The sequence below is a fragment of the Calderihabitans maritimus genome (assembly GCF_002207765.1).
GTDB lineage: Bacteria > Bacillota > KKC1 > Calderihabitantales > Calderihabitantaceae > Calderihabitans > Calderihabitans maritimus.
Genome location: NZ_BDGJ01000033.1, coordinates 1 through 26,027, shown reverse-complemented (window position 1 = coordinate 26,027; position 26,027 = coordinate 1). Strand labels below are relative to the sequence as shown.

The window sequence follows — 26,027 nt, the reverse complement described above, 5'->3', positions numbered from 1 at the left end:
TCTTCTATTTTTTTGCCCCAAATCCTCCCTTGTGGAAATTGATGGATTCTACCCAAGTTTATTTTACACTAACGAAATAGTATGGTTGTGAGATTATCCAAAAAAAGGCCTATTTGTTCGCTGTCATTCATACAGTCCCCTGTAAACAAGATAAGAATATATAATGGAGTACAATACGGCAGCCACGAGAGCTCCCAAGAATACTAACATTTTAAATATTCCCGGCAGGAGCAGGCTGAGCAGCCCTATAATCCCGGCGAGCACAAAAGCCATTCCTGCCGCCCGGTGCGTTTTCCGCCAAACAGTCTCGTCGGCCAACGTCCATGGAGTCCTTATCCCGAAAAAGTAATTGTGCCTTACTTTGCTCAGATAATTGCCTGTAACAATGAACATTAGAGAAATCATTAAGGGAACCCATAATGAAATGGCCGGATTATACCCCATCCCTGCCGCCAGTACGAGGAAGTAGATTACCATAAAAAACAGGACTAAAATGAAGCGGAACATTTCATAAAAACGCCGGAATTTGGGGTAGTTGGCTTTTCCCGGATCCACAGCCGGCAGATAGGTCATAAGTAGATAAGTACCGAGCATTAGCAGGGGGAATAAAACAATGGTAAATGTTTTACTCATATACCCATCGACCTGTCCCTTCCAGTTCCAGTGGCTCGGTACCAGGTCCGGTAACTGAGGATATAAAGCCAAACCTAACAGGAAAGCAAAAATAATCAAAACTACTGACGGCCAATGGTGACGTACTGGAAAATCATTCACTTCTCTTCCCCCCTTACGGCTTCTTTCAAATCCAAACACCACTTTATTACCTCGTCAAAAACGCTGGTATTAAGGGAATAGTAGATATTCTGCCCCTTTCTTTCATCTATAACCAGGTCGGCCTGTTTTAGAACATTTAAATGGTAAACCGCCAGGCGCACCACCATTCCTCAGGATGCGGGTCGGGAGGACAGCCGACACATTCGGTGCGAATCCTCGGGTCAATGGTTTCCGCAAATGACCTGTACTCCACCAGGCCGGCGGATTTACACGGATAATCTTCCAGACCTTTTCGTTTTCTCGCCGCCTGAACCCGGCAGTCATTCATCTGGAAAACGAAACTGTTAGGCCCTTCCTCAATAATTGATTGTTTGTTAATCCGAGCGTATATTCGAAACTGGAGGGCTTTCTTGAGACCTTCCAGCCCGGGCATTTCCGGCATATTAAAGAACTGTTTAATCGACCAAGCTTCAAAAGGAGAAAAACGGGCCCAGCAGGTATCATTACAGCGTTTTGCATCAAACATACCGTATGCGTTTTCCACTGCCTGAAACCAGACGCCGTCATTGACCAGCCAGTTAACGGCCAGGCTATCCATCAATTTAATCAGGACTTCCCTGGGCAGGTCCAACAGCGGTTTAGGCAAATCATTCACCATTTCAAACCCCAACGTTTTGCCCAATCTTTGCATTTGAATTTCATAACTTCTCTTAAAGGCAGCATTCATAATTTCCAAGGCTTTGGGCATACCAAACTGGTGCTCTACCTCCCTGAACCACAGAGTGTGGTGAACAACAATCCGGTGCAACATGTCAACCAAAAATCGGACCAACTCTTCATGGTTGAAATCCTCAAGGCGTCCAACATCTTTAGTTATGACCTTCTGGTTTCCTTCCTGCTTAACGTCCTTATTTTCTAATCTCATCTAACCACTCCTTCTTGAACTATCTGAAAATTCATATAACAATTCTCTTATCTAACAGCATATTCCTTCTATATACAAAAAAAGCCGTCTTATGACAGCTTTTTACACCGGGGAAAAGAGTATTGGCCACCGTGGATACAATGAAGTTTTCCGTGGTTGTTACGCCACTCTTCCGCTTCTTCTTGACTGATCATACTTCTGGCCCTCGTAATATCTTTACCACAGTAAGGACAATACCACGCACCCCGCTCACAGGCAGAGTAAGATATTTTGTGGCAGTAGATGCATATTTTGTACGGCATTACTAACGTCACCTCTCCACACCAATCTAGCACCATTATAGCACCTTAGGTGGAAATAATTAGTTGAACTTTGTCGTACAGATCAAAAAGTTTTCGTCAGCGGTACAGCAGCAGGTTTTAAAAGGTGTTGACCATACATGAGTTTTTCTACCCTCTGCCAGTTTATGCCGGAAATCTCTGCCCTTCTCGGCTTGGGCGGAAAATCCTCTGGAGAATCTTCCATGAATAGCGGGAGTTCTACCGGGCTTTGACGCGCAAATTTATCTAACCAGACATAAGGGACCTCCGGCGACACCTCTCGCCCGCTTACCTCACCCCACAAAGAGGTCCATACCCGCGGTACCACCCGCCAGTAGTCGTAGCCTCCTCCCCCTAAAGCAATCCAACGCCCTTGGGCATAGTCATGAGCCAACTGATGTATGGCTTGAGTTAGTTTTTTGTAGGCCCGGGTAGTAACAGACAGATGGGAAAGAGGGTCCAAAGCGTGTCCGTCGCACCCGTTCTGGCTGATAATGATATCCGGCCTAAAAGCATCTATAAACGAAGGAACTACCCGGTAAAAACAATCAATCAAGGAGTCATCCTCAGTAAAAGGTTCTAGGGGAACATTTACCGTATAGCCGTAACCCCTCCCGATACCTCTTTCATAAATATCCCCGGTTCCTGGAAACAAGTAACGCCCGGATTCATGAAAGGAAATAGTCAGTACCTCAGGGTCACTGTAAAAAGCCCACTGTACGCCGTCTCCATGATGGGCATCTATATCAATATAGGCTACTCGAGCTCCATACTTTTGTTTAAGATAGGCAATAGCAACGGCCGCGTCATTATAGATACAAAAACCGGATGCCTGGTCGTGCATGGCGTGGTGTAATCCCCCGGCAATATGTAAAACATGGTCGGCTTTACCTTGCATAATGTAATCAGCCGCTACTAGCGTACCGCCCACTATTAAACTGGCCGCCTCATGCATACCACTAAAAACAGGGTTGTCTTCTGTTCCCAAGTTGTAGCGTTCACATCCGGGGAGGCATTTCCCCGCCGCGCCTGCCTGCTTTACCATTTTGATATATCTTTCGCTGTGCACCAGCAAGAGTTCTTCTGGCCCGGCCATTCTCGGACTTAACAAATCTTCGGGTAGAAGTATTCCCATATCCCAACACATTTCAGTTACCAGTTGAATTCGCAATGGGCTGAAAGGATGGGATTTCCCTAAATCATATTTCAGAAAATCAGAGGAATAGACGAAATACACTTTTTTACTCATAGTCCATTAACCTCCAGGAAAAATCCACGACTAGTTTAAATATTACTTTTATATATAATATTCATAATATTTTATATTCTCTATAAAATATGTTTATCCTGCTTTAAAGTCATCCGGTGGCCGTCAACAACTTTCCTCCTTTAATCTCATGCCTCAGAGGACAAAAAAATATTAAAACCGAGCCGCGTTACAGCCCGGTTGTTCAAAACTACATTAATCATTATCTACTCAAGCATCCAGGTATTTGACTGCATTTAAGGCTGCCACCTGCCCTTCTCCTACTGCTTTAGCCAATTGGAAGGGTTTTCCCGTACAGTCCCCCGCCGCATAGAGCCCGGGAATATTTGTTGCCTGTTCCCGGTCGACCTGAATATAATTACCGTTCATATTAATTCCCGGAACCAACTGTCCTGCCGGCACAGACTCCCTTTCAATAAAAACTCCTTCTACCGTTAATTGCCTATCCTCCAATTCTAAGCCCGATACAGTATCCTCACCAAGAATTCTTTTGGGCTTCTGCTTGATTACCGTTACACCGGGTATGGTATCCGGCGCTTCATCATACTGGGGAATATAGTAAACCAGTGTACACATTTCTGCCAGAAATTTGACCTCTTCTTCCCCGTCCTGAGTATAAGAGACCATGGCTACCGTTTTCCCTTTATACAAAGGCCCGTCACACGTGGCGCAGTAGCTTACTCCCTTACCTACTAAGGGTTCTTCTCCCGGTAAAAGCTTCACCTGTTCCACTCCAGTCGCTATGATTACCGTTCGGGCCCGGTATATGCGACCGCTCACCTGTAGGGAAAAAGAACCGTTTTCTTGATAGACTGCATCAACTCTGTCTCGAGTAATGGATATTCCCATTTCCTGAACATGGTTCAAAAAACGCTCTCTAAGTTCTTCTCCCTTAATATGCGGAAAACCCAAATAATTGTCTATCCAGGGAGAACGAAAAAGTTTGGGAGCACAAAATTTCACACCAAATAAAGCTAAGTTTTTGCGGCGAATATGGGCATTAACCGCAGCCGACAACCCTGCCGGTCCACAACCTACAATAGCCATATCATAAGTTTCATTATGCACCGTTTTACCCCCCAACTGATACAAAAAAGCTGGGCAAATTCCTCTTTTTAAGCTATTATTACTTAATAACAAGGAAATAATACATAAGCAGAAAGGAAGATATCCGGTGAAAATTAACTCCTTGACGGAAAAGGTTAAGCGAAAATATAACCGTTTTGCCCTTATATACGACCTTCTGGAAACCCCCATGGAAACGATGATGCTGAATAAATGGCGGGCCGAAGTATGGCAAAAAGCCCGGGGGAAAGTCCTGGAAGTAGGCGTGGGCACCGGCAGAAATATGCATTTTTATCCTGAGAACATACATGTCACAGCCATCGACTTCAGCGAGCAGATGTTGAAAAGAGCTGAAAGAAGGCGTCACCAGTTAGGACTGGAAGTTGACCTTCTTCTCATGGATGTTCAGGAACTGGATTTCCCAGACAATACCTTTGATACCGCCGTGGCTACCTGTGTCTTTTGTACCGTACCTGACCCGGTAAAGGGACTGGCAGAAGTTCGCCGGGTAGTGAAACCGGAAGGAAAAATAATCCTGCTGGAACATGTCCGAAGTTGCCGCCCTTTTTGGGGCCGGACGATGGATTGGCTGGATCCCATCGTTTACGGACTGATAGGAACACATATTAACCGGGACACCGTAAGAAATGTGGAAAAAGCAGGGCTGCAAATCCATAGCATAAAACAACTGTGGCGGGATATATTGCTACAAATAGAAGCATCACCGGGTAAAACTTCATAAATTCTTCACATTTTAATAAAATTCTTTTTAACTTTTTCGCTTACACTTAAGATGTACAGACAATAAATATTTAGAGGAGGTGAATTAAAGTGAAAAAAATTGCCGTGGTGTTGTTAGTCCTAATTTTGGCCAGCGCTCTGGTAGCTCCCGCCGCTCTGGCTGCCATTACCGACCAGCAAAAACAAGACATTTTACAGCTTTTCCAACAGATTGTAGAACTTCGCAAGCAAATCGTTGACAAATACGTAGAAGCAGGTGAATTGACCCCAGAGCAAGGAGAGTTCATTAAAGACCGTATTGACAACATGGCTGAATTCCGCATTCAAAACGGTATCCTTCCCGGTTACGGACGCGGCTTCGGTCCTGGTCCTTGGGGTTGCGGCATGTGGGGAGGTTACCCCGGAAAGGGCATGGGCTGGGGATATAAAGGCTTAATGCCCGGAGGCTATGGTATAGTACAGTAATAAAAAAGGAGAACCTGGGATATTGCCTAGGTTCTCCTTTCTTGTAACTGAAAACTCTGTTCTACCCGCTCTACAATTTCCTCCAAATCAAGTCCTCGCGCATCAATTACCGAAGAAGTCGTTTGTATGTCCTGCATTCCCAGGACATTTTCGTCCCGCCCGCTGACAACTATGGCCTGACAGTTGCGCAATTCAGCACCGGGTTCACTCAAAGGGTCCAAGGATACTACTTCATACCCGCGACGTTGCAAAATCTCACCTACGCCGCTCAGGGTGCGCTCTACAGCAACTCTCCTGCGCATTGCCTGCCACCTCCTATAATATTTCTACCAAATATCTTGCTAAAAATCTGGCTTTCTTATCCACTATTCAACAAGAAAAATAGTCGTACAGGGCAGGCAGATACCGGGCACACAGTTCCCGGTTGATACTGTCCAAGCGAGGATGGCGCAGTCTCTCTTCTTTCAAGGCCTCCAAATCCAAATCAGCGACCACTACCCCCGGTTTATCAGGATGTTCCACCTGGGCCAGAATGCCATCCCGGTTAGGAGTCAAAGCAATAGGGGCAAAAATTCCCGATCTACCGGTGAGGGTATAACCAAAAATGCTGCCTACCAAGCAGCTGCTGATACCGTAAACCTGGCTTTCCTGCACCCGCGGCCAAATTCCCCTTAAGGCTTTCCAGAAATTGTATTCTTCCGGGTTGGCACTGGGAATGATTACTATCTCCGCCCCTTTAAAAGCCACAATCCGAAAAGTTTCGAAATAAGTAGCATCCATGCAGATGGGAAAAGCTACATTACCCACCTCTGTGGAATAAACCCGGAGGCTGTCCCCGCAGCTTAAACCCCACTGCGCTTCAAGGGGCAACAGGTGAGCCTTTTCCTGTTTCCCTACCGCTTCCCCCTCAGGGTTAAAAAGCCAAGCTTGGTTGACTACCTTCCCCTCGGCAGTGCCTACCACCATGCTGCCGCCCATCAGGTACGCACCAAAGCGACGAGCCAGCTCTGAAAAGGTAGTATGATACACCTGGCGAGTTACCGGAGAAAGGTAGTTAAAAATATCCGCCACCTTGACCCCCGGCCCGGCCAGAGTTTCTACTGCTTCATTCAGGGCTCCCCTGCTACTCAGATCATTAATTCCCGGCAACATTCCAATCAGGGGAAGAGTAATATCTTCAGGAAAGGCAACTAATTGGGCCCCTTGCTGCCAGGCTTCTTCTACCATCTTGTACATGATTTTTACATACTCTCGTACATCTTCAACCAGCCGGAGTTCTACCTGAACCGCGGCTACCCGTACCTTGCGATCTCCCGTCGTCGCCGGACGAATTGGTTTTTTGGTCTTTTTCTTATCTAGCCTGTCCAAGTATTGTCTGATTAACGCCGGTCTTGTTTTCCAAAGGAGGTAGCCTAGAAAAGCTTTTTCCTGCAGGCCGGCTAAAATTCTCCTCAACATCCGTCACCTTCCCCGTAAACAGCGGCCAATTCTCGTTTATAAAGACGGCGGTTGAAATGCCGGTATATCGGATAGCTCTCTCGGATCTGCTTCAGCTTTTCCCATGCCAGTTCCCCAACTACCAACTGGCTGCCGGTAGGTTTATCGCTTTTGGCCAAGAAACCTTGCTCTCCCTCCGTTATTTCGCAGGGAGCATAGATGGTAGCGCATCCCGCATACCGGCAGTCCCTCCACCTTCCGGTAAAAGGACTTTCTACCGCAAATACCTGGTTCTGCTGCACCTCTTGCCACATGCCCGCCAGCTGCACCCAGGGATTGTAAGGTTCCGCCACAGCAGTTAGCGCCACCAAAAGCTCAGCACCCTGTAAGGTTAAGATGCGGCTCACTTCCGGATACCATACGTCCGTTCCAACCACCAGACCAATTCTCCCTATTTCCGTCTCGGCTGTTTCTAGTTCTACACCTCTATTAAACCCCAGTTCTTCTTCCTCCCGGCTGAGATGTGTCTGCATCTGGCCCAAAATTTGTTTCCCCTCCGGCCCGTACAGGACGGCCAGATGAAATACACCGCCTTCACGCATTACAGGAACAGTCCCTGCTACCAGATACATTGAAAATTCTCTGGCCAATTCGGAGAAAATTTCTTCATACTTGTCCTCCAGCCGTTCCAGAAGCGCTACCTTCCCCTGAAATCCCTGCGCGGTAACCTTTAATTCCTCTTCCTCCATTAGACCCAGCCAGGTTAAGGGTGGTAGAGCAACCAGGTGGCACCCTTTCCGAGAAGCAAGTTCCAGGTACTCCTGGCATTGGACTAAAAGTTTTCGGGGCTGGCCCCAGGGGATCTCCAGCTGAACGGCTGCAACCTTAAATCGTTTCATTAAATCTCACCCTCACTCGTCTAGTACATAACTGTTCTAAATTTTAACATACAACTTCCCTGCTTGTCTTTATCCGGACACGCACTCCCGCATCCGGCATTCGTTACTTTTGACGAATGTGTTTCAACCAACACCCATGCCGGGCGCACATAAAAAAGATCCCCTGATAAATGTAGGGGATCTTTCATAAAATAAGCTTTATTTACCCAAACCGTGGATGTTTTCCACCTTGGACGCCGCCCACTGGATATCCTTATCTTGGTGGCACTGGAGACAGACAAAGTCCAGGGTAACAAAATCCTTAGCATATTTGCCATCCTCGGTAAACATGCTGGCACCTGGATCGGTATTGATTCTGAACAAGTGTGTCTTGACGTCGCCCTTATACGGACCCAACTTGACAGCCGACTTCGTAGCAGCCGGCATATGGCAGCTAACACAGGTTACACCTACTTTTTGCATGGTACTTCCGGTAAACGTTTCATTAACATCGCTGTGGCAGCTAGCGCAATCCTGGGTAATGGAAAATTCCGCCTTCTTATGCGGGTCGTGGCAGGTAGTACAGTCAAAATTCTTATGCGGGCTGGCCAGCAGTTCGTTATACTGTTCGTGGTGTTGGATGAAACCGCCCTTGGCAGGTATCTTTTCTTTTTCGCCCCTGATATGGCACTGACCGCACAACGCAGCGGAACTATCTACCTTGATCTTGGACTTGTCCCCACCGGCAGCTACGTGCTCAGCACCAGGACCATGGCAGGCTTCGCAACCGATACCGGGTTCAGCCCAGGTACCAACAATTCCCGGTAACCCGTCCTGATTCCCTTCTTCGGAATAACCCGTCGTATGGCATTTACCACAGTCATAAGGTAACTTTTCGCCAGCATGATAATCGCTCCAGCTGCCCACCATCATGTTATACTGGTTGCTCCCCGGGCCGTCTTCGGTAGTAGTAATTATGTAGCCATCCTTGTCCATGTAGCGGGCCTTCCACTTGTAGCCACCGATTACGTAAGAAATATCATCCCAGCTGTATCCTTTCGGCAGCGGTAGGGGATTATTTTTGGCAACTTCGGCCTTCTTCAGTTTCCACGGATGCCCGGAAACTTTGAAGTCATTATACTTGTCAGAGTGGCAAGTTGTGCACTTTTCGGAACCTACATATCCGGCCTTAACTACTTCCAAATTACCCTGCTTCTCTCCTTCCCCGGCAGCTTGCTTGACTTCCTCCTCTTTTGCTTTTGGTTGCTCTGAGGTGGTTTGGCTTGCGCAACCTCCCAGAAAGACAACCACAACTAAGGCCAAAACCGTAAACATTAACCATTTGCTTCGCAATCTGGACACCTCCGCGACTTATCTTTTTTGCATAAAAAAATGTGGTTAAGACTTACCGCTATCGAACCACCTCCTAGCAACAGACTGCTTTATAGAGTTGTGAATTCGACAGCCTGCTAGTTTTTCCTGCTATTTCGTCCATTATATGACATTTTTCTAGGAAATTGGTCACATCTAAGCCAGAAAACTTTACTCAGAGAGCAGAAAAAAGTTTATAAGAAAAAATCCTTGGGCAAAATTGCAGGAAAACAGCAGTCGGCGAGCATTTGCTTTGCAATTCTTTCCTACTGTTTTGCTCGATAGATAACATTTTTCTCCAAAATTTGTCGCATACTGAATAAAAAGTTAATTTCTCAACGTGTTAGAAAGGGGGGGGTCTTGTTGGAGCTGACATGCCCTCTTTGCAACGGTTTAAAGCAGTTCTACTTTCCCTGCCCTCAGTGCAGCCGACCTATGGAGGATCGGGGAGCTTTGGAGAACTTTTTCGGACCTTACAGTCCTTACGAAACTCATCCCCTGTTTTTCAGCTCTACCTTCAGCGAAAAAACAAACCTATACTGCGTTCACCTGTTCGCATGCCCGGGCTGCGGGAAAGATAAGAGAATAAAAATAAGGCGGATAGAGAAATAAAACTGTTATACAAAAAAATCTACCGTTTGGGCAATAATATCTTCAGAAGGGAGGAAACACAAGAATGGCAAAAACCAATCATCTTGAGGATAAAATCAGTATAATAGGGGCAGGTATGGTAGGATCGACCATTGCCTATGCCCTGATGATCTCCGGACTGGCCAAACAATTGGTGCTGGTAGACATCAACCGGGGAAAAGCTGCAGGCGAAGCCATGGACCTCAGCCATAGCGCTTCTTTTGTTAAACCTGTACATATAAAAGCAGGGAGTTACCCCGACTGCGCCGGTTCCAGAATAGTAATTATTACCGCCGGGGCCAATCAAAAACCGGGAGAAACCCGTCTGGATTTGGTAGAAAAAAATGCCCGGATCATAAAAAATATCGTAGAAAATGTTCGTCCTCACTGTGATAATCCCATCTGGCTTATTGTGACCAACCCGGTAGATGTTTTAACTTATTTGGTTTTAAAGGTATCTAACTCTCCTCCCAGCCAGGTAATCGGCTCCGGCACTGTACTGGATAGCTCTCGTTTTCGGCATCTACTGAGCCAATATTGTGAGGTGGATGCCCGTAACGTCCATGCTCATGTTATCGGGGAACACGGCGATTCCGAGGTCCTGGTTTGGAGCACCGCCAACATAGCCGGCATACCGGTAGAAAAGTTTTTCAAGATGGTTGAAATAGATTCTCCGGCAGAGATTAAGGACAAAATTGACCGCCAGGTGAGACGAGCTGCTTATGAAATTATTGAGCGGAAAGGGGCAACTTATTACGCCATTGGTCTTGCGGTTCGCAGGATTGTCGAAAGCATTCTGCGGGATGAACACTCTGTTTTGACTGTTTCCAATCTCGTGGGAGGTATCTACGATGTAAATGATATCTGCCTCAGCCTTCCATGCGTTATCGGCAAAAACGGAATTATTAAAACCCTCCGGCCTCCGCTCACGGAAGAAGAAATCCAACAATTCAGAAGTTCTGCCCTTTCCCTGCAGAAGGTAGCCGGCCGCGTGTTATAAAAAAACCGTACCTTATTTGGGTACGGCTTCTTACCCAAAATTTATTCGTTTAACTCTTCATTAATGATTTCCCAAATAACCGGTTTTTCAAACCCCCGGCGCCAGGAGGCTATCCCTGCCAATCCATATTTCTTGACCAGTTGAACCCGCTGCCGCATAGATATTTCGTTTTCCAACCAAATTTCATAGATGGTATCTCCCTGCCTAAATGTGGCATAATGCTGGCCGGCCGCCTCGTCGAATACCACTTTTGCCCTGTTTCTTCTAATAATTGCTTCCGCCTCCGTCATGGACAATGCCTTGGAAGAAACCTCCAAAATGCCTTCCTCTCCTAGTTTTTCCACCCACAGGCGAGTATAAAAGGGTACTCCAAGTATAAGTTTTTCTGCCGGCACTTCTTCCAACACGCCTACAATTCCTTTCTCCACCCAGGGCAGGGAAGCTACAGACCCGGCTTCAGGACTCCCAGCCCAGTGCTCATCATAGCCCATAAGAATCACATAGTCTACTGCTTCTGCCAGTAACCGGCGGTCGTAAACCCGGGAATAGTTAGCGCTGCTGGACTTGACCGTAACATCAATGGATACGGTTAAACCTTCTGCGTGCAGCAAAGCGCTAAGTTCCCGGACAAACTGTACCAAAAGAGCCTTGTCCTTAAGGTAGACATTTTCAAAGTCGATGTTTATTCCATCCAACTGGTACAACCGGGAATAAATCAAAAGCTGCTTGATAACTTTTTCCCGTAAATCAGAATCCGCCAGAACCTTATGCGTTCGTTCGGGGTCAAAGGCATTACTGAATAAAGCCCACACTTGATAACCCCTACGGTGAGCCCAATTAACGTAATTCAAATCTCCCTTGTTACTCACATTTCCCTCTCCGTCGGCAAGATAAAACCAGGTAGGAGAAACTACGTTGACCCCGGGAAGCTGCCCAATAGTCGAGGGATCAGGATGTTTATTAATCACATGTTCCCAGGTAAGGTTAATCTTACCCGGAGGAATTTCGTTCAGCGGCGTCTCCTTAGGCGGGAGTTCAACTGAAACCCTGTCCTCAACTCGGATGTTATTCTTTTTGACATAACCTGTAATCCCTCTTAGCGTTCTTATACGAAACCATCCATCTTCCGAGCCGAAAATCAGCACCTTTTCTCCGGCCTGCAGGTAATCTACAAAAGGTTTCCGCACCGACCTGCCCGTGCGCACCCGCGTTCTCTTTACCGCTATCCCCTGGATTATCTCTTCGTCCGCCCTATCTATTACCACTATTTTGGTTTCCGGCAAATATTTTACCGTGATACCGTACAGAGGAGCTAAAAACCTGATAGGAATATAGATAAGACCGCTAATTTGGGACACGGGAACGTCCAGCTTCACTTCTTGCGAATTTATGTAGGCAGTTAGAGATGCAGTTTTCATGCGTATGAACTTATCCCGGGTAGTGACAATAACTTTGTTTTTTTCCTTGTCCCAGAATATATGCTTATCTAAATGCTGTTTAACCGTTGGAAGGGGCAGAAGTATTTCATCCTTCTCCAATACCACTTCTTCCTGATTAATCAACCGGTCTCCAATTACCAATGCTGTCTCGTCCGAATCGTGGAAAGGAACTTTAATCATTCCCGGGGAGTAATAAATTAACAGGGACAGGCCTGCCATAAGAAAATAAACAATCCCCAACCGTAGTATCCGATTGCTCAGTATAACCGCTCGACCCGGTAAAGACAATGCGACCCCTCCCCGAGCACTCTGCTCTTATTGTACCGGAGGGGGTCCGGCTCTTCAACGGCAGTTTCTGGATTTGAGATGTAAGATTAAGACAGGTGTTAGTTCTGGTTCTTTAAAAGAGTACGTAATTTACTTACACTGTAGGCACATTGGGCCCGCGTTGCAGGCTGCTCAGGCTGGAAACCGGGATAAAGCAAGCCTTTTTCCCGAGCAACCCGCAGATACCCTTCATACCATTGTTGCGCCGGCAAAACCAGGGCCTTTGGCTCGAGACCCAAAGCTCTTACCAGTACAGTCATCACTTCCGCTCCGGTTATCCGGTCATCGGGCGCAAAGACATCCTTGCCTTTCCCTCTCATCAACCCCTTTTCTAAAACGAGGCGAATTAAAGGATTTGCCCAATGATTTAAAGATACATCCTTGAAGCGCCTGGTTTTATTCCCTGCCTCCTTATGGTATTCAAGACCGTAAACAATATATTTAGTAAATTCGGCTCTGGTTACAGGCCTATTAGGTTTAAAAGTCCCATCAGGATACCCGTTCAGGATCCGCGCCCTAACCAATTCCATTATTTCTTCATACGCCCAGTGGCTACTAGATAAGTCAGAGAAAGTTAAGGAAGCAGCAAGGCTCTCATCCCTTAGCTTTTGATAAACTGTCCTGCCGTCCAAATAAGCTGTCAAGGCCAGTAGCCCCTGTTGCGTGGCCATGAGATTTGACCCTCCTTGCAAGACATGTTTGAAGGAACCGTCCGGCAGTTGGTACTGCAGCAAAACAGTTACAGGGTCACCACCTGACCTGTTCCAAGGAGAGGCAGTTGGATCTAAGCCCAAAGCCACCAATGCCTGAATCACTGTGGCGGTAGATTCCAAGTTCTCTACACCCCAATTACCAAAGCCACCGGAGTCAAGTTGCTGTTGTTCCAGATATTTTAAGGCTTTTTGTACCGGAGGGTCATCGGCGGAAAGCCCCAGTAAGGCAAAAGCTATCAAAGCCGTCGCAGTCATGTCTACCTCTGATTCTTCGACAGTAGTATCAAAGTGGTAACCCCCATCTGGATTCTGCTGCTTTACCAACCACTTGATCACTTTTTCCCGCTCTGGAATAGGCTCCCCTGCCGCATAGAGAGCTATAATAGCCCAGACGTGAGCATTTATCAACCGCTCACCCCGTCCGTTAATAGTGTCGGCAAACTTACCGTTGGAAAGCTGGGACTTCAGGACCGCTTCCAACAAATTTTTTCCCCCGAAATTTCCGGGATCTTTATGGGCAGCCAAAACCCCGAGTATCGTTCTTTGGTAATCGGTACTTCTTTCCGATAGCATGATTCCCTGCCGGACTTCATTTTCTCTCCACCAAACTCCGTTGCGGCCGTCATTACTCTCCCATTTTTTATCAGAAACATCCTCTCCGGCAGCGTACAGGGCTACGGCCCCCCAATCCAGCAGACCACGGAAATCCCTTTCCCGGTAGTACGCATGAAGAAATTTCACCGCCCGTTCTCTGCTGTGTATCAGCTTGGCTCTGAAATCTTCTGCTACCACCGCATGACCTACCCTTATCTCCACCAGCGCAAACAGAAACACTAACCATAAGACCTTCCACCATTTCTTCATCTTGCACCGCTCCTTTACTCAAGATAGGTTACATGAAGCTTCCGTCGGAAGCGCTGCAGAATGCTCCAACACTCCTTGCCGAAAACCAAGCTAAAAACTATATTTCCTATCGCGTGGAGAGTATCCATACCCAAACTGGCCAGATAAGTCATGAAAAAAGATCGCCAGGTTAGCGGATAAACAAAAGCCGTCCACGTCCAGAGATTCATGATCCACCCGAAAATATATCCCCATACTCCGCTGAAAAGGGCCAGCTCCCATCTTCCTAGGTTTGGTCTGATACCGGTCAATATCCCTGCTGAAGCTCCTGCCAAGCCCCAAGCCAGCATCTGCCAGGGTGTCCAAGGTCCCTGCCCTAAGAAAAAATTAGAAACCAGAGCGGCAGTAGACCCTACCATAAAGCCCACCCGGCTGCCGAAAACACAGCCAGAGAGAATAACCAGAAATGTAGTGGGCTGTATTCCCGGAATAGCGGCAAAGGGGACCCTCCCCAACGCAGCTACCGCGGCCAGAGTAGCAATAAGAGCTAATTCTTTGGAAGTTACATGGGTTAACTCAAAATGCAAGTAGAAAGCAAACAAAACGGCTGCCGCTAATAAAACGGCTGCCATGCTCCAGTTATCATCCCTGTAGATAAAAACCACGGCTGCCAGAAGAAAAAAAATCAACGCCAAAGCTATAATAACCGGAGGTCTAGTCAAGGCCATAGGCCACTCCTCCCAGTTGAGCCAAAGCATCCCGATAGGTGATGATGCCTCTCCTGTGGTCTCTAAATAATTTGTTCAACTGCGGAGAATAGAAAATAGCTCCGTCCAACACCTGGCTCTTGTGGCCGTCAGCAACTACCTGCCCGTCAAACATGATTACTACACGTTCAGCAAATTCCGCAGCAAACTCCACATCGTGCGTCACGAGCAAAACGGTAGTTCCCGTATCTTTCAACCTTAACAAAAGTTTTCCCAAACTTTCCTTTAACTGATAGTCTAATCCTCTGGTCGGTTCGTCCAGCAGAAGTATTTGAGGTTGGACTACCAGTACAGAAGCTAAAGCAACCCTTTGCCGTTCGCCGCTGCTTAAATCCCGAGGATTAACATGGCGGTATTTCCAAAGATCTAGCACCTTTAAAGTTCTTTCAATTTCTCCTCTATCTTTAAGATCAAAATTATTTAGAGTGAACTGGAGTTCCCCTTCAACCGTGTCCTGGAAGAGATAATCGTTAGGATTCTGGGACAGGTAACTAACATACCTGGCCAAGTCCTCAGCTTGGCATTTTTTGGTATCTCGACCCATAACCAACACTTTACCCCGGTCAGGCTTCAGTAAACCGATAAGGTGGCGTAATAAGGTACTCTTGCCGGCGCCATTACCTCCTAATAAAGCTACCAGTTCGCCCTCCCGTAGGGAAAGCCGGATACCTTTTAGGACTTCTTTCCCGGGAAAGTAAGAAAACCAAAGATTTTCTACTTCAGCCACAACTCTCGAAGCTTGCGTCTTCACCACTGAGTTGAATGGAAGCTTTGTGGTTTCCGGTTCAAACTTAAAAGCTCTCCTCTCCGCCCAATTCCGCAACAAAGCCCGGCCCTCCTGGACGGTAAGAGGTATAGTGGAACTTCCCAACCAGGCAAAAAATTTGGCTACGGGAGGCAGAAACATAGAATTGTTCTTTATCGCCCATCGAGCAAACTCAGCTGGTGAAGCGTCACATAAAATCTGTCCCTCATCAAGTAAAACTATTCTATCCGCCAGGTGAAAACAGCGTTCTAAACGCTGTTCTACCATAACAACCGTCAGACCCAGCTCTTCATGCAACCTTTTAATTAAGGCCAGTATTTCTTCCGCACTGGTAGGATCCAACTGCGACGTGGGTTCATCTAGTATTAGAACTCTTGGATGCATTGCCATTACTGCTGCCAGTGCCACTTTTTGTTTCTGGCCCCCCGACAGAGAGGATACGGGTAATCGAACCAGTTCCGTCAAATTGAAGAAAGATACTACTTCTGCTACTCTCCGCTTCATTTCTTCCTGGCTTAATCCCAAATTCTCCAAACCGAAAGCAAGCTCTCTCTCTACCCGAGTCATAACTACTTGCTTTTCCGGATCCTGAAATACAATCCCCACCTGCCGGGCTATCTGCCGCCGGCTGTTTCGGTCCAGCTTAACTCCGTCAAAGTAAACATGTCCTCCATACGTACCGCCGTAAAAATCAGGTATCAACCCCGCCAGGACCCGCGCCAGAGACGATTTGCCGCAACCCGACCTGCCTACTAATAAAATAAATTCTCCTTCCTCAATGGTTAAATTCACCTTTCGCAAAGCCGGCTTTTTGTTCTCTGGATAATAGTATGTCAAATTTTCGATCTTATAAAGGGCCATATCTCCCATCCCCAATTCAATCCCAGCGGTACAGCCAGGATAATTTCGATTAAAATCATCCAAAGGAACTCCGGGAAACTATCCACCCAGGGGCCTAATACAGGGTAAAAACGATAAACTCCCCAACCTTGCGTAATACCTACCAAACCGGCTCCCAAAGCCAGAAAGGTAGAAGTTAAAATTAAATAATCCCGAGGACGGAAAATATTAATTTCGTAAAAACTCCTAGAACCGCTACCGTAGCCCCTCGCCTCGATTGCTTCTGCCATCTGCAAAGATCCTTCGAGAGAAGTAATCAGCAAGATCTTAAGCAAAGGCAACCGTTTCCTGATTTTTTCCCTCCTGGTACCTGAGTCGAGCCGCACGCCTCTTATCTTTTGAACATCGGTAATCTCCCGCAATCTTTCAGCAAGCTGCGGGAAAAGGCGAGCGGTAAGCGAAACAGTCAATCCTGACCTTTTGGCCACCCGGGAAAATATATCAAACTGCTGATCGGGATCTACCATAAGCTGGTACAAGCAGATAAGCAACAGTACAGAGAACAACCGGAGGCCCATAGCAGTACTGTAAACGACCGCCTCCAGTGAGACGGAAATTCTGCCTAAAAGCGGCAAATAAGGTCCTCGCCATAAAATAGTCTGCCCTGCTTTGTTAACAAGAGGGTTGACGATCATAATAAGAGCCAGTATAAAAAGCCCGATCTTAATATAAGAATAAAAAGTTTTCTTCTCATCCACCTGCACGATAGCTATTACTACTACCCCTAAAATACCTGCCAGGTACAAGGGATGATCAAGGGCAAAAGACAGGACCCCCATTACTGCCAGATACAGCAAGGCAGTTACCGGGTGCAAAGTTTTTAGAAGGGCCTGTTTTTCGGATAAGGAGTTCACCCGGGAGCCCTCCTTCCTTTAGCGGGCCGGAAGTCCTATAATCAAGTTCTCCCGCACCAGTACGCCGATGTGACGCTCCAACCGCTCTGGGGCACCGGTCAATATCTCTACCGCCTCTTCCAAACCTCCAACATCAACGGCTGTAACCACCCAGAGGGGATACGGATCCCCCGGTCCCGCTCCAGTCGCCAGAATAGCACCTGTACCTGCTCCATACGTACCTTTCGGTAAGCCTTCAGCATCTAAAATTGTGAATTTCATTGCCTGCAAGTCAACAAAAAGACCAACTTTATTCCGTTTTCTGGCCAAATCAGCCAATGTTTTGTACTGCTCCAGCTCCGACCAAAGGCCCACCACCATAGTTATCCTGTCCCGAGAACGGGCCAGGGAATCTTGGTAGGATACTACCTCCACACTGGGAGCACCCAGCTCATTAAGTGCCTCTCCGATTTTGGCTGCCAATTCCTTTTGTTCCGGAGTGAACATAATCCGAACCCCGGGATTTTTACCACTATAACCGTTGATAAAAGGCTGGGGATACGCCCCGACTACCGCCGGTATGAGGTTACCGGTTTCCCAGTTATGATAGTCCCACCAAATTACATCTCCCTTCTGGGGGAAATAATCACCTGCTCCCACCGAGCTCAAAATACCGTTAACCCAGTAAAACCAGTCACTCTTCCTACGAGCAGTACCAGAAATCCCGGTATAACCGGACCTTATACCGTTAATTGAGTTTACAAACCCTCCTCCGTAATGAGTTTCCACCTCCAGGTGCTGGATTAACAGGTCCAGCACTGCTTCCCCCGGGCGGAAAGGTACTGGTGCAGTAAAAACTTCATCAACTCCGAAATCGGTCGTAACCCAGAGCTTAACCCTGTTATCCTCTTGAGGGTTAGCTCCTCCCTGAGAGGATATCTCTTGTCCGCAACCGGTTAACAGCATAACCAGAAGTATAGTAGCAACAATCTTAATGAATTTCAAAGTTAATTCCTCCGCAGTCCGTTTATTTGTTCGAATAAACGGTAAATTACTAACGCAGCTCGAGCTCGTTCTATTTCCTCTTTGGGAGCGAACCGGGTATCATCCATTCCATCGAGGAAACCTTCCTTCAGAGCGAGAGCCACATACGGTCTGGCCCAGCCAGCAATTACTTCCTGGTCTACAAAGCTCAGTTCATCCAGTTGTTCCGCCGGAGACAGGCTGAGAGCCGCCTGCTCCTTTTGTAGAGCTCTGACTAGAATCACGGCCATTTCCTGCCGGGTAAGGGGTTGGTCGGGTTTGAAAGAAAAGTCCGCATATCCTTTGGCAAGACCTGCCGCCCAAGCCGCCCGAACAAAAGGCGCATACCAAGCGCCTTTGGGCACATCACTGAAGGGCACTTGTCCGAGACCATTAGCGCTCAACCCGAGAACTTTAGTTATCATTTTGATAAATTCAGCCCTAGTAATACTTCTGCCAGGAGCAAATTCCCCATTACCTAAACCTTCAATTACTCCTCTAGCGGTTAAATATCCCACAGCTTCCCTGGCCCATTCCCATTCCTCCGTAAGGTCCACAAAACCGGCATTTATTTCACCCAGGACCGCAAATTTGGTAAAGTGGTTAACTAACCCGGTTATCTCCCCGTTGGCCAGATCCAGTACTGCCGGTACAGGTACCCACCGGTTGGAATGCTCGTCGAACCATGCCAGAGCAACCCTTTCTGGAGAGATATACGGGGGCACCACCAGCTTCAGTTGTAAAATGGCGGGCTTTTGGAAAGTGGTGCCGGACGGCCCAAACTCATATACACCGGAGAGGGGAACGTAACCGGCGGGAAAGACCAGCCCGGCTATGCTGCTGTCCTCGATTTCTTCTACTCTGATTACCTGGTCATCCTCCAGAGCTTCCCGGGGTATTTCCAGTTTAACCTCCTGCTGAGCGTCGGTAATTACGTTTTCCGCCTTCCTCTTAACTGGAACTTCCAACTGTACCTTATTATTACTAAGCAGTTGAGCCAGATAAATTTTTTCTTCTTCTTTTATAGGAGCCTCCAAACCCACCACAACCACCGCTCGCTCTACCTCTTCGACAGGAGAAGTAGAAGAAGGTTCTAGATGCGGAAGTTCCTGCAAGATTCGCTCAAGTCTTTCCCGCGCCATCTGGCGGATTTGCTGTCTTATCTCTTTTTCTTCTTCCGTTAACAGGGGACGCTCCAACGGGTCTTGTGATTTATCACGACCGGGAGTTTGATCCTCGCTGCTTTCAGCGTAAAACCAAACTACCGTATCGCCACCGGCTAAAATCTTTTCCCGGGCCGGAATCGGAGGATCATCCCCGTTAACTAAATACTTCCAGCCGGCAGTACTGCTTAAGTCCTCCCTTATTCCGTTAATAGCGGAAACATAAGCTCCATCATACTTAGTTTCATAGCTCAATCCAGTAGCCTCCAAAGCTCCTAAGACCGTGTACCCGTAGGGATTGTCCGGGGAAATGGTAACCTCACCTTCAAATATAACTTCCCCATCGGGACCTATTATCGAAACCGCAACCTCAATCGATTCGTTCCTGTCGCTGCCGTTTGTTGCGCCCCCTCCTTTGCCGCTTTCTTGATTACCGCTCGGCAACTCAGGCAATTCTCCCAAACCACCGCGGAACGCCTTCCGGTAGCTTACCAAAGCCCGGATACTTTCTTGCGTAGGGAAATTATTCCCCCAATCACCTAAAAACGCTCCGCTATCTGGATCCTGATTGTTCAAAAGTGCCGTAACCAGATTATTACCGTTTTTAGCCCAGTCGCTCTGAGTAGGGTCTATCCCCAACTGGCTGAGAGCCATAACCACTTCTGCCGTGCTTTCATAGTTAGGAGACCAATTAACTCCATCCCACGTTATTTCAATCACACCATCATTATTTTGCCATCGATTGATTGTCTCCAGTGCTTCCTGTATGGCCGGATCTTCTTTATCTACACCCAGAAGGTACAGTGCCCGTATAACCGCAGCCGTTGTATCCACGCTTTCAGAACCCCACTCAAGCCACAGGTTATTTTTTCCCCTGGCCTCCGGACGCAGGAAACGCTGCTTTGCCGCTTTCGCCCACGGCGAGAAAGGACTTTCTCCCGCTTCTACCAGCGCAATGACCGCTAGGGCTTCAGACATCTCGGAACCGGCATTAAAACCACCGTCTTCCTGCTGCCTATCCAACAGCTCCTGGACTAAGTTCCTTCCGGCAAAATTCCGGGGATCCCGCCCGGCAGCATTGAGTACCAAAATAGCTTTTATCAAATCGCCGGTTGTACTGAGTTCCTTTTCCGCCAGGTATTCGAGATACGTTTTACCCGTGTTTCCCTGTCGCAGATCGCCCAAGTCTACCCCGGCTTCCGCTAAAGCCAAAGCAATCCAGTCATTATTCCACTCGTCATTAAAGGAACCGTTATCAACCTGCTGTTCGGCCAGGTAACTTACTGCCCTGGCAATGGCCTCCCAGTCGTCATAAATGGTAATCTGTACTTCATCATAGACCTCTCGGTATACCACTCGAATAACCGGCTCTTCCATGAGCTGCTCAGTCCCGAGTCTTAAATGGAACTCTGGCTCCGTAAAGGACAATTTCTGGCCATTATAATACCATTCTAAACCGGAATAGACTTCTCCATAGACACTATCGTATACTTTTGCCTTCACCGCTACCGTGTTATCACTTAGATACTTTGCTCCCTCCGGTGGATGTACTATATCTACAGAAACTGTTCCCCAAGCTTCGGCAGGCAACCCCAAGCAAACAATCACCATCCCTGTAAGAAATACCGTTAACAAATTTATTGCTCTTTTGGTATTTATAAATTTCAAAAATTTCATTTGCTTTCACCTCCATAACCCTAATAAAAAATTAAAAACCCTAACCCTTGGCAGGTTAGGATCTCCCAAAAATTGTCCCCTCCTTCCCACCGAAGGATGTCAACAACCAACCGCCAGGCAGGTCTCCTGACTCGCGCTTCACCTTACTCCCTACGCCTTCCCGGATCAATCACCGGTGGCCTTGTGTAGGTTTCATCCGCGCTCACAGTAGCGGGGGCTGTAGTGGATTTTCACCACTTTCCCTCTTAGCCCTTACGGGACCTGGCAGTTTATATATACTTTTACAGAAGTATAGCTAAAAACGTCAAAATAAACAAATCCTGTAAAAACCGTTCTATAACCCTCTAACCCTTTATTGTCTGAATATTCCAGCAAAAACTCCTCGTAACTCCTATTAGCTGCTAATTTCTTAGAATACTTCCTTTCTTACTAACTACCATTTAGAAGTTTTAAGATTATAAGGCCCAAGATTTTTACTCCCTGCAGCAGAGCATCTTTGCGGAAAGTCATCTGCGGATGATGAAGCCCCGGCACCAGGTCACAACCTAATCCGATCATAATTGATTTTAGCCGTGGCAAATGATAGCTGTAAAAATGAAAATCTTCTCCGCCAGGAGTAATAATAGGGGGAAGAAGGCCGTCTTCTCCCATAACTTCTCTAATAGCCCAACGAGCCTTCTCCAGCATCTCTTCATCAACCCTGGCGGCAGGAACATAAGCCAGTTCTTTCATATCAACCTGAGCTCCTACCGTACCCGTAGCGGCCTTTACCGCCCTCTCTACTTTATCTCTTAACTCAGTCATGGTTTCATTATTCTGGGCTCGCAAATCGATCGTAAAAAGAGCCCGGTCGGGTATTATATTATGCGCTTCACCGCCCGCCTGCAGCCGGGTAACCTTGGCGGAAGCAGGCACCCGGGGATCAACCGAAACTGCGTTAATAGCATTTATCACAGCTGCAGCAGCATTTATAACATTAATACCTAGGTGAGGCCTAGCACTATGGGAGGCCTGTCCGTAAATAGTACCTTCTAAAACCAGCGAGGATCCGTGCAGGACAGCCGGAGAAGCCTGTCCGTATCGGGCTTCTTCTGCCGGCCGAAGGTGAATGCCTACCAGGTAATCTACGTTGTCCAGAAACCCCTGCTCTATAAAGCACAGAGCACCCGCCGCTTTCTCCTCCGCCGGCTGAAATAAAAAGCGTATCTCCCCCGGCGGGTAAAATCCGGAGCAGGAAAGAATTTCTGCCGTACTCAAGACCATAGCGGTGTGGGCATCATGCCCACACGCGTGGACTGCAGTTTCCTCCTGGCCGTCATGATACAAAAGAGCATCCAGATCGGCCCTCAAACCCACCGCAGGCCCTCCTGATTTACCCCGCCAGAATCCTACAACACCCGTCGGCTTAGCCGCAATCACCTTTAACCCCATTTTCCGCATGCGCTCAGCTACATATTGGGTAGTCCTAAACTCCTTCCATGCCGGTTCAGGCATGCAGTGAAGCTCCTCATAGGTACGGAGAATGCGTTCCTGGTTTTCGTCAACCTGTTGTAAAAAAGATAAAGCATTCACTTTTATCTTCTCCCGTTAATTTCTAAATATCTTTTCCAGCCGGGTATATTTGGAAATTCGGTCATGTAAAACCCGGTAGCCAATTCCAGGATCCCTAGAAACCGTTATAAACCCGTCTTCAGAAACAGTTACCTCCGGATCAATTATATCTTCATGCCAATAGCGGGAAGAAGCCGAAGTATCACCGGGCACTATAAAGTTGGGAAGCGTAGTAAGAGCAATGTTATGGGCCCGACCTACTCCTGATTCCAGCATGCCCCCACACCAAACACCAATTCCTTCTCGCTGACATAGATCATGGATGGCCTTGGCTTCCGCCAGTCCCCCCACCCGGCCGATCTTAATATTAATGTACCGGCAACTGCCCAGTTCGATGGCCTTCCGAGCGTCCTCCGCGGAGCGGATGCTCTCATCCAGGCACAAGGGAGTTCGCAGCTGTCGCTGGAGCCTAGCATGGTCTACCAGGTCGTCATGGGCTAAAGGCTGTTCAATCATCATTAAGTCATAGTCGTCTAATTGTTTCAACAGCGAAACATCCGCCAGAGTATAGGCAGAATTGGCATCTACCATCAAGGGAATCGAGCCAAAATGTTTCCGGATATCCTGTACGACCCGAACATCCCAGCCCGGCTTGATCTTGACTTTTATTCTTTGGTATCCTTCCGCCAGAGCCTTTTCTATCCGCTCCAGCAAAATAGAAACACTCTTCTCAATACCAAGGCTTATTCCTACCGGTATCTTCGCCCGAGTTCCTCCTAAAATTCTAGAAAGAGGAAATCCCCGCTCCTTAGCCAAAAGATCCCAGATAGCTGTTTCCAGGCCGGCCTTGGCCATATTGTTGCCCCTTATGGCTTGAAAGAGCCATTTTACCTCCGTCGGCTCATTGATATTTTTCCCCACCACCTGGGGAACCAAAAATTCCTCCAAAATATGCCAGGCCGTGCCCACCGTTTCTTCACTATACAGGGGTGCGGCCATTACCGTTACTTCGCCGTATCCGGTGAAATGGCCAGAGCCTTCAACCTGCACCAAGATAAAATCTCTCTCTTCTATACGCCCGAAGCTGGTCTCAAAAGGGGCTTTTAAAGGCATACGGAGAAGTCGTAAAATAACTGCTGTGATTTTCAGATTCTACCACCCCTCTGCAACACGTAATAATTAACCGGTTCTCCCTTCGCTCGCCAGAAATCGATTACAACCCAACCCTTCTTGAAACAGTGCATAGCCAGTTCCCTCATTGACTTTCTCCAGTGAAAAGCCAGGTTAGGGTCTTTCGATTTTAGATACTGAAAGTCGCTGGGCACAGGAAGGCGCAGCAAATCTCCTTCAACATCGTATTCCGCCTTTTCAACAACCGGAAGACCATCCTGGGTTATGGCAACAGAAGCAGCACAGGAAATCTGGCCTGCATCGAGGCGTTTAGTTTTCTTTCCACCTAACCTGTCCTTAACACGGGAACTCTCCAGGTGCCACTCCACTAGAAACCGGTCGGTAGGAAGCCCCCGGTTAAGCTCGTTCTTCATCTCTCCGTAGCAGTTGATTATGTAAGTACGGCAGATGCCGCCTAGTTTTGCTATATTCAGATTTGCATTAACACTCTCCAGAGGGTCAAAAGTCCACGTTATGAGCTGGTAACCCTTGCGTAACGCCTCTTCCCGCTGGACCAGCTTAAGCCGCCGACCGATACCCAAATGGCGATACGCTTTTTTTACTCCCAGCATGTGCGAGCAGAGATAAACCTGCCCGTCCTTATACCCGGGAAATCCGTAAGAGAACCCTATCATCTCGCCTTTATCAAAAGCCCCTAGCACCACTCCGCCATTTCTGGCAGCAGTAAGAGTCTGGTTCAGAGGCACCACGTCTCTCTCGCTCCAAATCTCCGCCTGTATTTCCTCTAGGCAGCGAAAATCGTCTACCGTTTCCAGGGGTCTTATAACAATATCTTCTTCTTTCATTTTCCTAGCCTCCTTAGCCCCTGTTCATTTCTCTGTTCTCACCTGTTCTTCCTGCTACGCAAACAATATCATATTAAAAAACAATTAACCGGCCTCAAATCGGCCGGTAATAGTCTGGTGGAGGCGGTGGGATTCGAACCCAACGTCCGAAGGAGTTTCGGCAAAAGCTTCTACCAGGATAGTCCCTGTACTGGCCTTCACCGGCAGCACTCCCAGGGACAGGATTACTACCGGCTAGCCCGCTGGAATTTCCTCTGAAGCTAGCAGGCAGTCACTTCAGAGTATCCCGCTGGGTCGACACCCTATCCCGCGCCGCGGGAGAGCAACGGGTAGGATGTGGCTGCGTAAATTAGGCAGCCAGAGCTAAGTTATCTTCTGCGTTTATTTTTGCCCACCGTTTAACGAGCCGGTGGAATCTCGCCTGGCTACTTTTGCCTCAACTTCCCCCGTCGAAACCGATCGCCCCCATATTATACTTTCTTACTCCAGTCTCTACCCCGCAGTGCCTTCTCAATTTCTCTCCGGGCATCCCGCTCGGCAATATCCCTTCGCTTGTCATAAAGCTTTTTACCTTTGGCCAGCCCTAATTCAACTTTGGCCTTGCCTCGCTCATTAAAATAAACTTTCAGGGGTATTAAAGTCAACCCTTTTTCCTGAGTTTTGCCCATCAGCCGATTAATTTCCGCTTTATGCAGCAGGAGCTTCCGGGTGCGCTTGGGATCGTGATTGAAGCGATTCCCTTTCTCATAAGCGCTTATATGCATGTTATAAAGGAAAATTTCTCCGTTTTCCACCCGAGCAAAGCTATCCTTCAAATTGGCTTTGCCGGCCCGGAGCGATTTGACCTCTGTTCCTTTTAAAGCGATGCCCGCTTCGTACGTTTCTTCAATATAGTAGTCGTGTCTGGCCTTGCGATTTTCCGTTACGACTTTAATCTCTTCTCCCAAGCAGTCCACCCCTTAACAGGTATTTACCCAGAGGAAAAATAAACCCTTGATTATAAGCAACAAGGGCTCCACTTCCAATAACCAGTCACTTATATTTTATTCCGCTTTTAATTATAGCATACGCGGGCAACAAGTTCAAGCAAAGTTAAAAAATCGTTGCTGTCAAGTACTTTTGGGTAACTTCTGATATCCTCCAATGTAACCACTTAATATATTATTATTTTACAAA

At 47.5% G+C, this 26,027-nt stretch carries 22 protein-coding genes, 1 other RNA gene, 1 pseudogene and 1 riboswitch; of the genes and pseudogenes, 3 read left to right on the top strand and 21 right to left on the bottom strand.

Annotated features, from left to right (window positions below):
* Window positions 1-123: 123 nt before the first annotated feature.
* The 5 genes and pseudogenes from KKC1_RS04355 to KKC1_RS04335 all read right to left on the bottom strand — a co-directional run bounded on the left by KKC1_RS04355 (window position 124) and on the right by KKC1_RS04335 (window position 4,333).
* Window positions 124-774, bottom strand: coding sequence for an SdpI family protein (locus KKC1_RS04355; RefSeq protein ID WP_192868071.1), 651 nt, complete (start codon window positions 772-774; stop codon window positions 124-126).
* Window positions 771-920: pseudogene (locus KKC1_RS04350) on the bottom strand (transcriptional regulator); the annotation flags it as partial. The pseudogene KKC1_RS04350 and the gene KKC1_RS04355, both read right to left, overlap by 4 nt.
* Window positions 911-1,699, bottom strand: a complete 789-nt coding sequence (locus tag KKC1_RS04345; RefSeq protein WP_202819947.1) for a DUF6125 family protein — start codon at window positions 1,697-1,699, stop codon at window positions 911-913. The pseudogene KKC1_RS04350 and the gene KKC1_RS04345, both read right to left, overlap by 10 nt.
* Before the next feature lie 384 nt (window positions 1,700-2,083).
* A complete protein-coding gene (locus KKC1_RS04340; protein ID WP_088553282.1) occupies window positions 2,084-3,268 on the bottom strand; it encodes an acetoin utilization protein AcuC in 1,185 nt (394 codons plus the stop codon).
* Between the two features lie 228 nt (window positions 3,269-3,496).
* Window positions 3,497-4,333, bottom strand: a complete 837-nt coding sequence (locus KKC1_RS04335; protein WP_088553287.1) for an NAD(P)/FAD-dependent oxidoreductase — start codon at window positions 4,331-4,333, stop codon at window positions 3,497-3,499.
* A gap of 127 nt (window positions 4,334-4,460) precedes the next feature.
* Here KKC1_RS04335 and KKC1_RS04330 point away from each other — a divergent pair, with 127 nt between their 5' ends.
* Window positions 4,461-5,093 (top strand): class I SAM-dependent methyltransferase, encoded by a 633-nt coding sequence (locus KKC1_RS04330; protein WP_238134197.1) that lies wholly within the window; start codon window positions 4,461-4,463, stop codon window positions 5,091-5,093.
* Window positions 5,094-5,182: 89 nt separating this feature from the next.
* A complete protein-coding gene (locus KKC1_RS04325; protein ID WP_202819946.1) occupies window positions 5,183-5,557 on the top strand; it encodes a YckD family protein in 375 nt (124 codons plus the stop codon).
* A gap of 26 nt (window positions 5,558-5,583) precedes the next feature.
* Here KKC1_RS04325 and KKC1_RS04320 read toward each other — a convergent pair whose 3' ends face one another.
* The 4 genes from KKC1_RS04320 to KKC1_RS04305 all read right to left on the bottom strand — a co-directional run bounded on the left by KKC1_RS04320 (window position 5,584) and on the right by KKC1_RS04305 (window position 9,225).
* Window positions 5,584-5,859 carry a YkuS family protein gene (locus tag KKC1_RS04320; RefSeq protein WP_088553281.1) on the bottom strand — a complete coding sequence of 92 codons (276 nt, stop codon included), beginning with the start codon at window positions 5,857-5,859 and terminating at the stop codon, window positions 5,584-5,586.
* Window positions 5,860-5,926: 67 nt separating this feature from the next.
* On the bottom strand, window positions 5,927-7,015 hold the full coding sequence (locus KKC1_RS04315; protein WP_088553280.1) for a nitrilase-related carbon-nitrogen hydrolase: 1,089 nt from the start codon (window positions 7,013-7,015) through the stop codon (window positions 5,927-5,929).
* Window positions 7,009-7,893, bottom strand: coding sequence for a nitrilase-related carbon-nitrogen hydrolase (locus tag KKC1_RS04310; protein ID WP_088553279.1), 885 nt, complete (start codon window positions 7,891-7,893; stop codon window positions 7,009-7,011). Before KKC1_RS04310 ends, KKC1_RS04315 begins: the two co-directional genes overlap by 7 nt.
* 198 nt (window positions 7,894-8,091) lie before the next feature.
* A complete protein-coding gene (locus KKC1_RS04305) occupies window positions 8,092-9,225 on the bottom strand; it encodes a multiheme c-type cytochrome (protein ID WP_088553278.1) in 1,134 nt (377 codons plus the stop codon).
* A gap of 694 nt (window positions 9,226-9,919) precedes the next feature.
* Between KKC1_RS04305 and KKC1_RS04295 the strand changes: the two genes are divergently transcribed.
* On the top strand, window positions 9,920-10,873 hold the full coding sequence (locus tag KKC1_RS04295) for an L-lactate dehydrogenase (protein WP_088553276.1): 954 nt from the start codon (window positions 9,920-9,922) through the stop codon (window positions 10,871-10,873).
* A 41-nt stretch (window positions 10,874-10,914) separates the two neighbouring features.
* On the opposite strand, the gene KKC1_RS04290 is transcribed toward KKC1_RS04295, so the two are convergent.
* From KKC1_RS04290 to smpB, 12 genes are all read right to left on the bottom strand, one after another.
* Window positions 10,915-12,600 (bottom strand): glycosyl hydrolase family 18 protein, encoded by a 1,686-nt coding sequence (locus tag KKC1_RS04290; RefSeq protein WP_088553275.1) that lies wholly within the window; start codon window positions 12,598-12,600, stop codon window positions 10,915-10,917.
* 98 nt (window positions 12,601-12,698) lie between these two features.
* A complete protein-coding gene (locus KKC1_RS04285; RefSeq protein WP_088553274.1) occupies window positions 12,699-14,216 on the bottom strand; it encodes an S-layer homology domain-containing protein in 1,518 nt (505 codons plus the stop codon).
* 14 nt (window positions 14,217-14,230) lie between these two features.
* Window positions 14,231-14,923 (bottom strand): ECF transporter S component, encoded by a 693-nt coding sequence (locus tag KKC1_RS04280; protein WP_238134196.1) that lies wholly within the window; start codon window positions 14,921-14,923, stop codon window positions 14,231-14,233.
* On the bottom strand, window positions 14,910-16,589 hold the full coding sequence (locus KKC1_RS04275; RefSeq protein WP_088553272.1) for an ABC transporter ATP-binding protein: 1,680 nt from the start codon (window positions 16,587-16,589) through the stop codon (window positions 14,910-14,912). Before KKC1_RS04275 ends, KKC1_RS04280 begins: the two co-directional genes overlap by 14 nt.
* A complete protein-coding gene (locus tag KKC1_RS04270) occupies window positions 16,562-17,482 on the bottom strand; it encodes an energy-coupling factor transporter transmembrane component T (RefSeq protein ID WP_088553271.1) in 921 nt (306 codons plus the stop codon). The genes KKC1_RS04275 and KKC1_RS04270 overlap by 28 nt, the downstream gene beginning before the upstream one ends.
* Window positions 17,483-17,500: 18 nt before the next feature.
* Window positions 17,501-18,466: a DUF4430 domain-containing protein gene (locus KKC1_RS04265; RefSeq protein WP_088553270.1), complete on the bottom strand. Its 966-nt coding sequence runs from the start codon at window positions 18,464-18,466 to the stop codon at window positions 17,501-17,503.
* Between the two features lie 2 nt (window positions 18,467-18,468).
* Window positions 18,469-21,324, bottom strand: a complete 2,856-nt coding sequence (locus KKC1_RS04260; protein WP_088553269.1) for an S-layer homology domain-containing protein — start codon at window positions 21,322-21,324, stop codon at window positions 18,469-18,471.
* Window positions 21,325-21,423: 99 nt separating this feature from the next.
* A riboswitch (cobalamin riboswitch) is annotated at window positions 21,424-21,604 on the bottom strand.
* A gap of 149 nt (window positions 21,605-21,753) precedes the next feature.
* Window positions 21,754-22,896, bottom strand: coding sequence for an amidohydrolase (locus tag KKC1_RS04255; protein WP_202819945.1), 1,143 nt, complete (start codon window positions 22,894-22,896; stop codon window positions 21,754-21,756).
* Window positions 22,897-22,911: 15 nt separating this feature from the next.
* Window positions 22,912-24,024, bottom strand: a complete 1,113-nt coding sequence (gene menC / locus KKC1_RS04250) for an o-succinylbenzoate synthase (protein WP_088553268.1) — start codon at window positions 24,022-24,024, stop codon at window positions 22,912-22,914.
* Entirely contained in the window at window positions 24,021-24,851 is an 831-nt protein-coding gene (locus tag KKC1_RS04245) for a GNAT family N-acetyltransferase (RefSeq protein WP_088553267.1), read from the bottom strand. Before KKC1_RS04245 ends, menC begins: the two co-directional genes overlap by 4 nt.
* Window positions 24,852-24,966: 115 nt before the next feature.
* Window positions 24,967-25,318: a transfer-messenger RNA gene (gene ssrA / locus KKC1_RS04240) on the bottom strand.
* A gap of 3 nt (window positions 25,319-25,321) precedes the next feature.
* Window positions 25,322-25,798 carry an SsrA-binding protein SmpB gene (smpB, locus tag KKC1_RS04235; RefSeq protein ID WP_088553266.1) on the bottom strand — a complete coding sequence of 159 codons (477 nt, stop codon included), beginning with the start codon at window positions 25,796-25,798 and terminating at the stop codon, window positions 25,322-25,324.
* Between the last annotated feature and the right edge of the window lie 229 nt (window positions 25,799-26,027).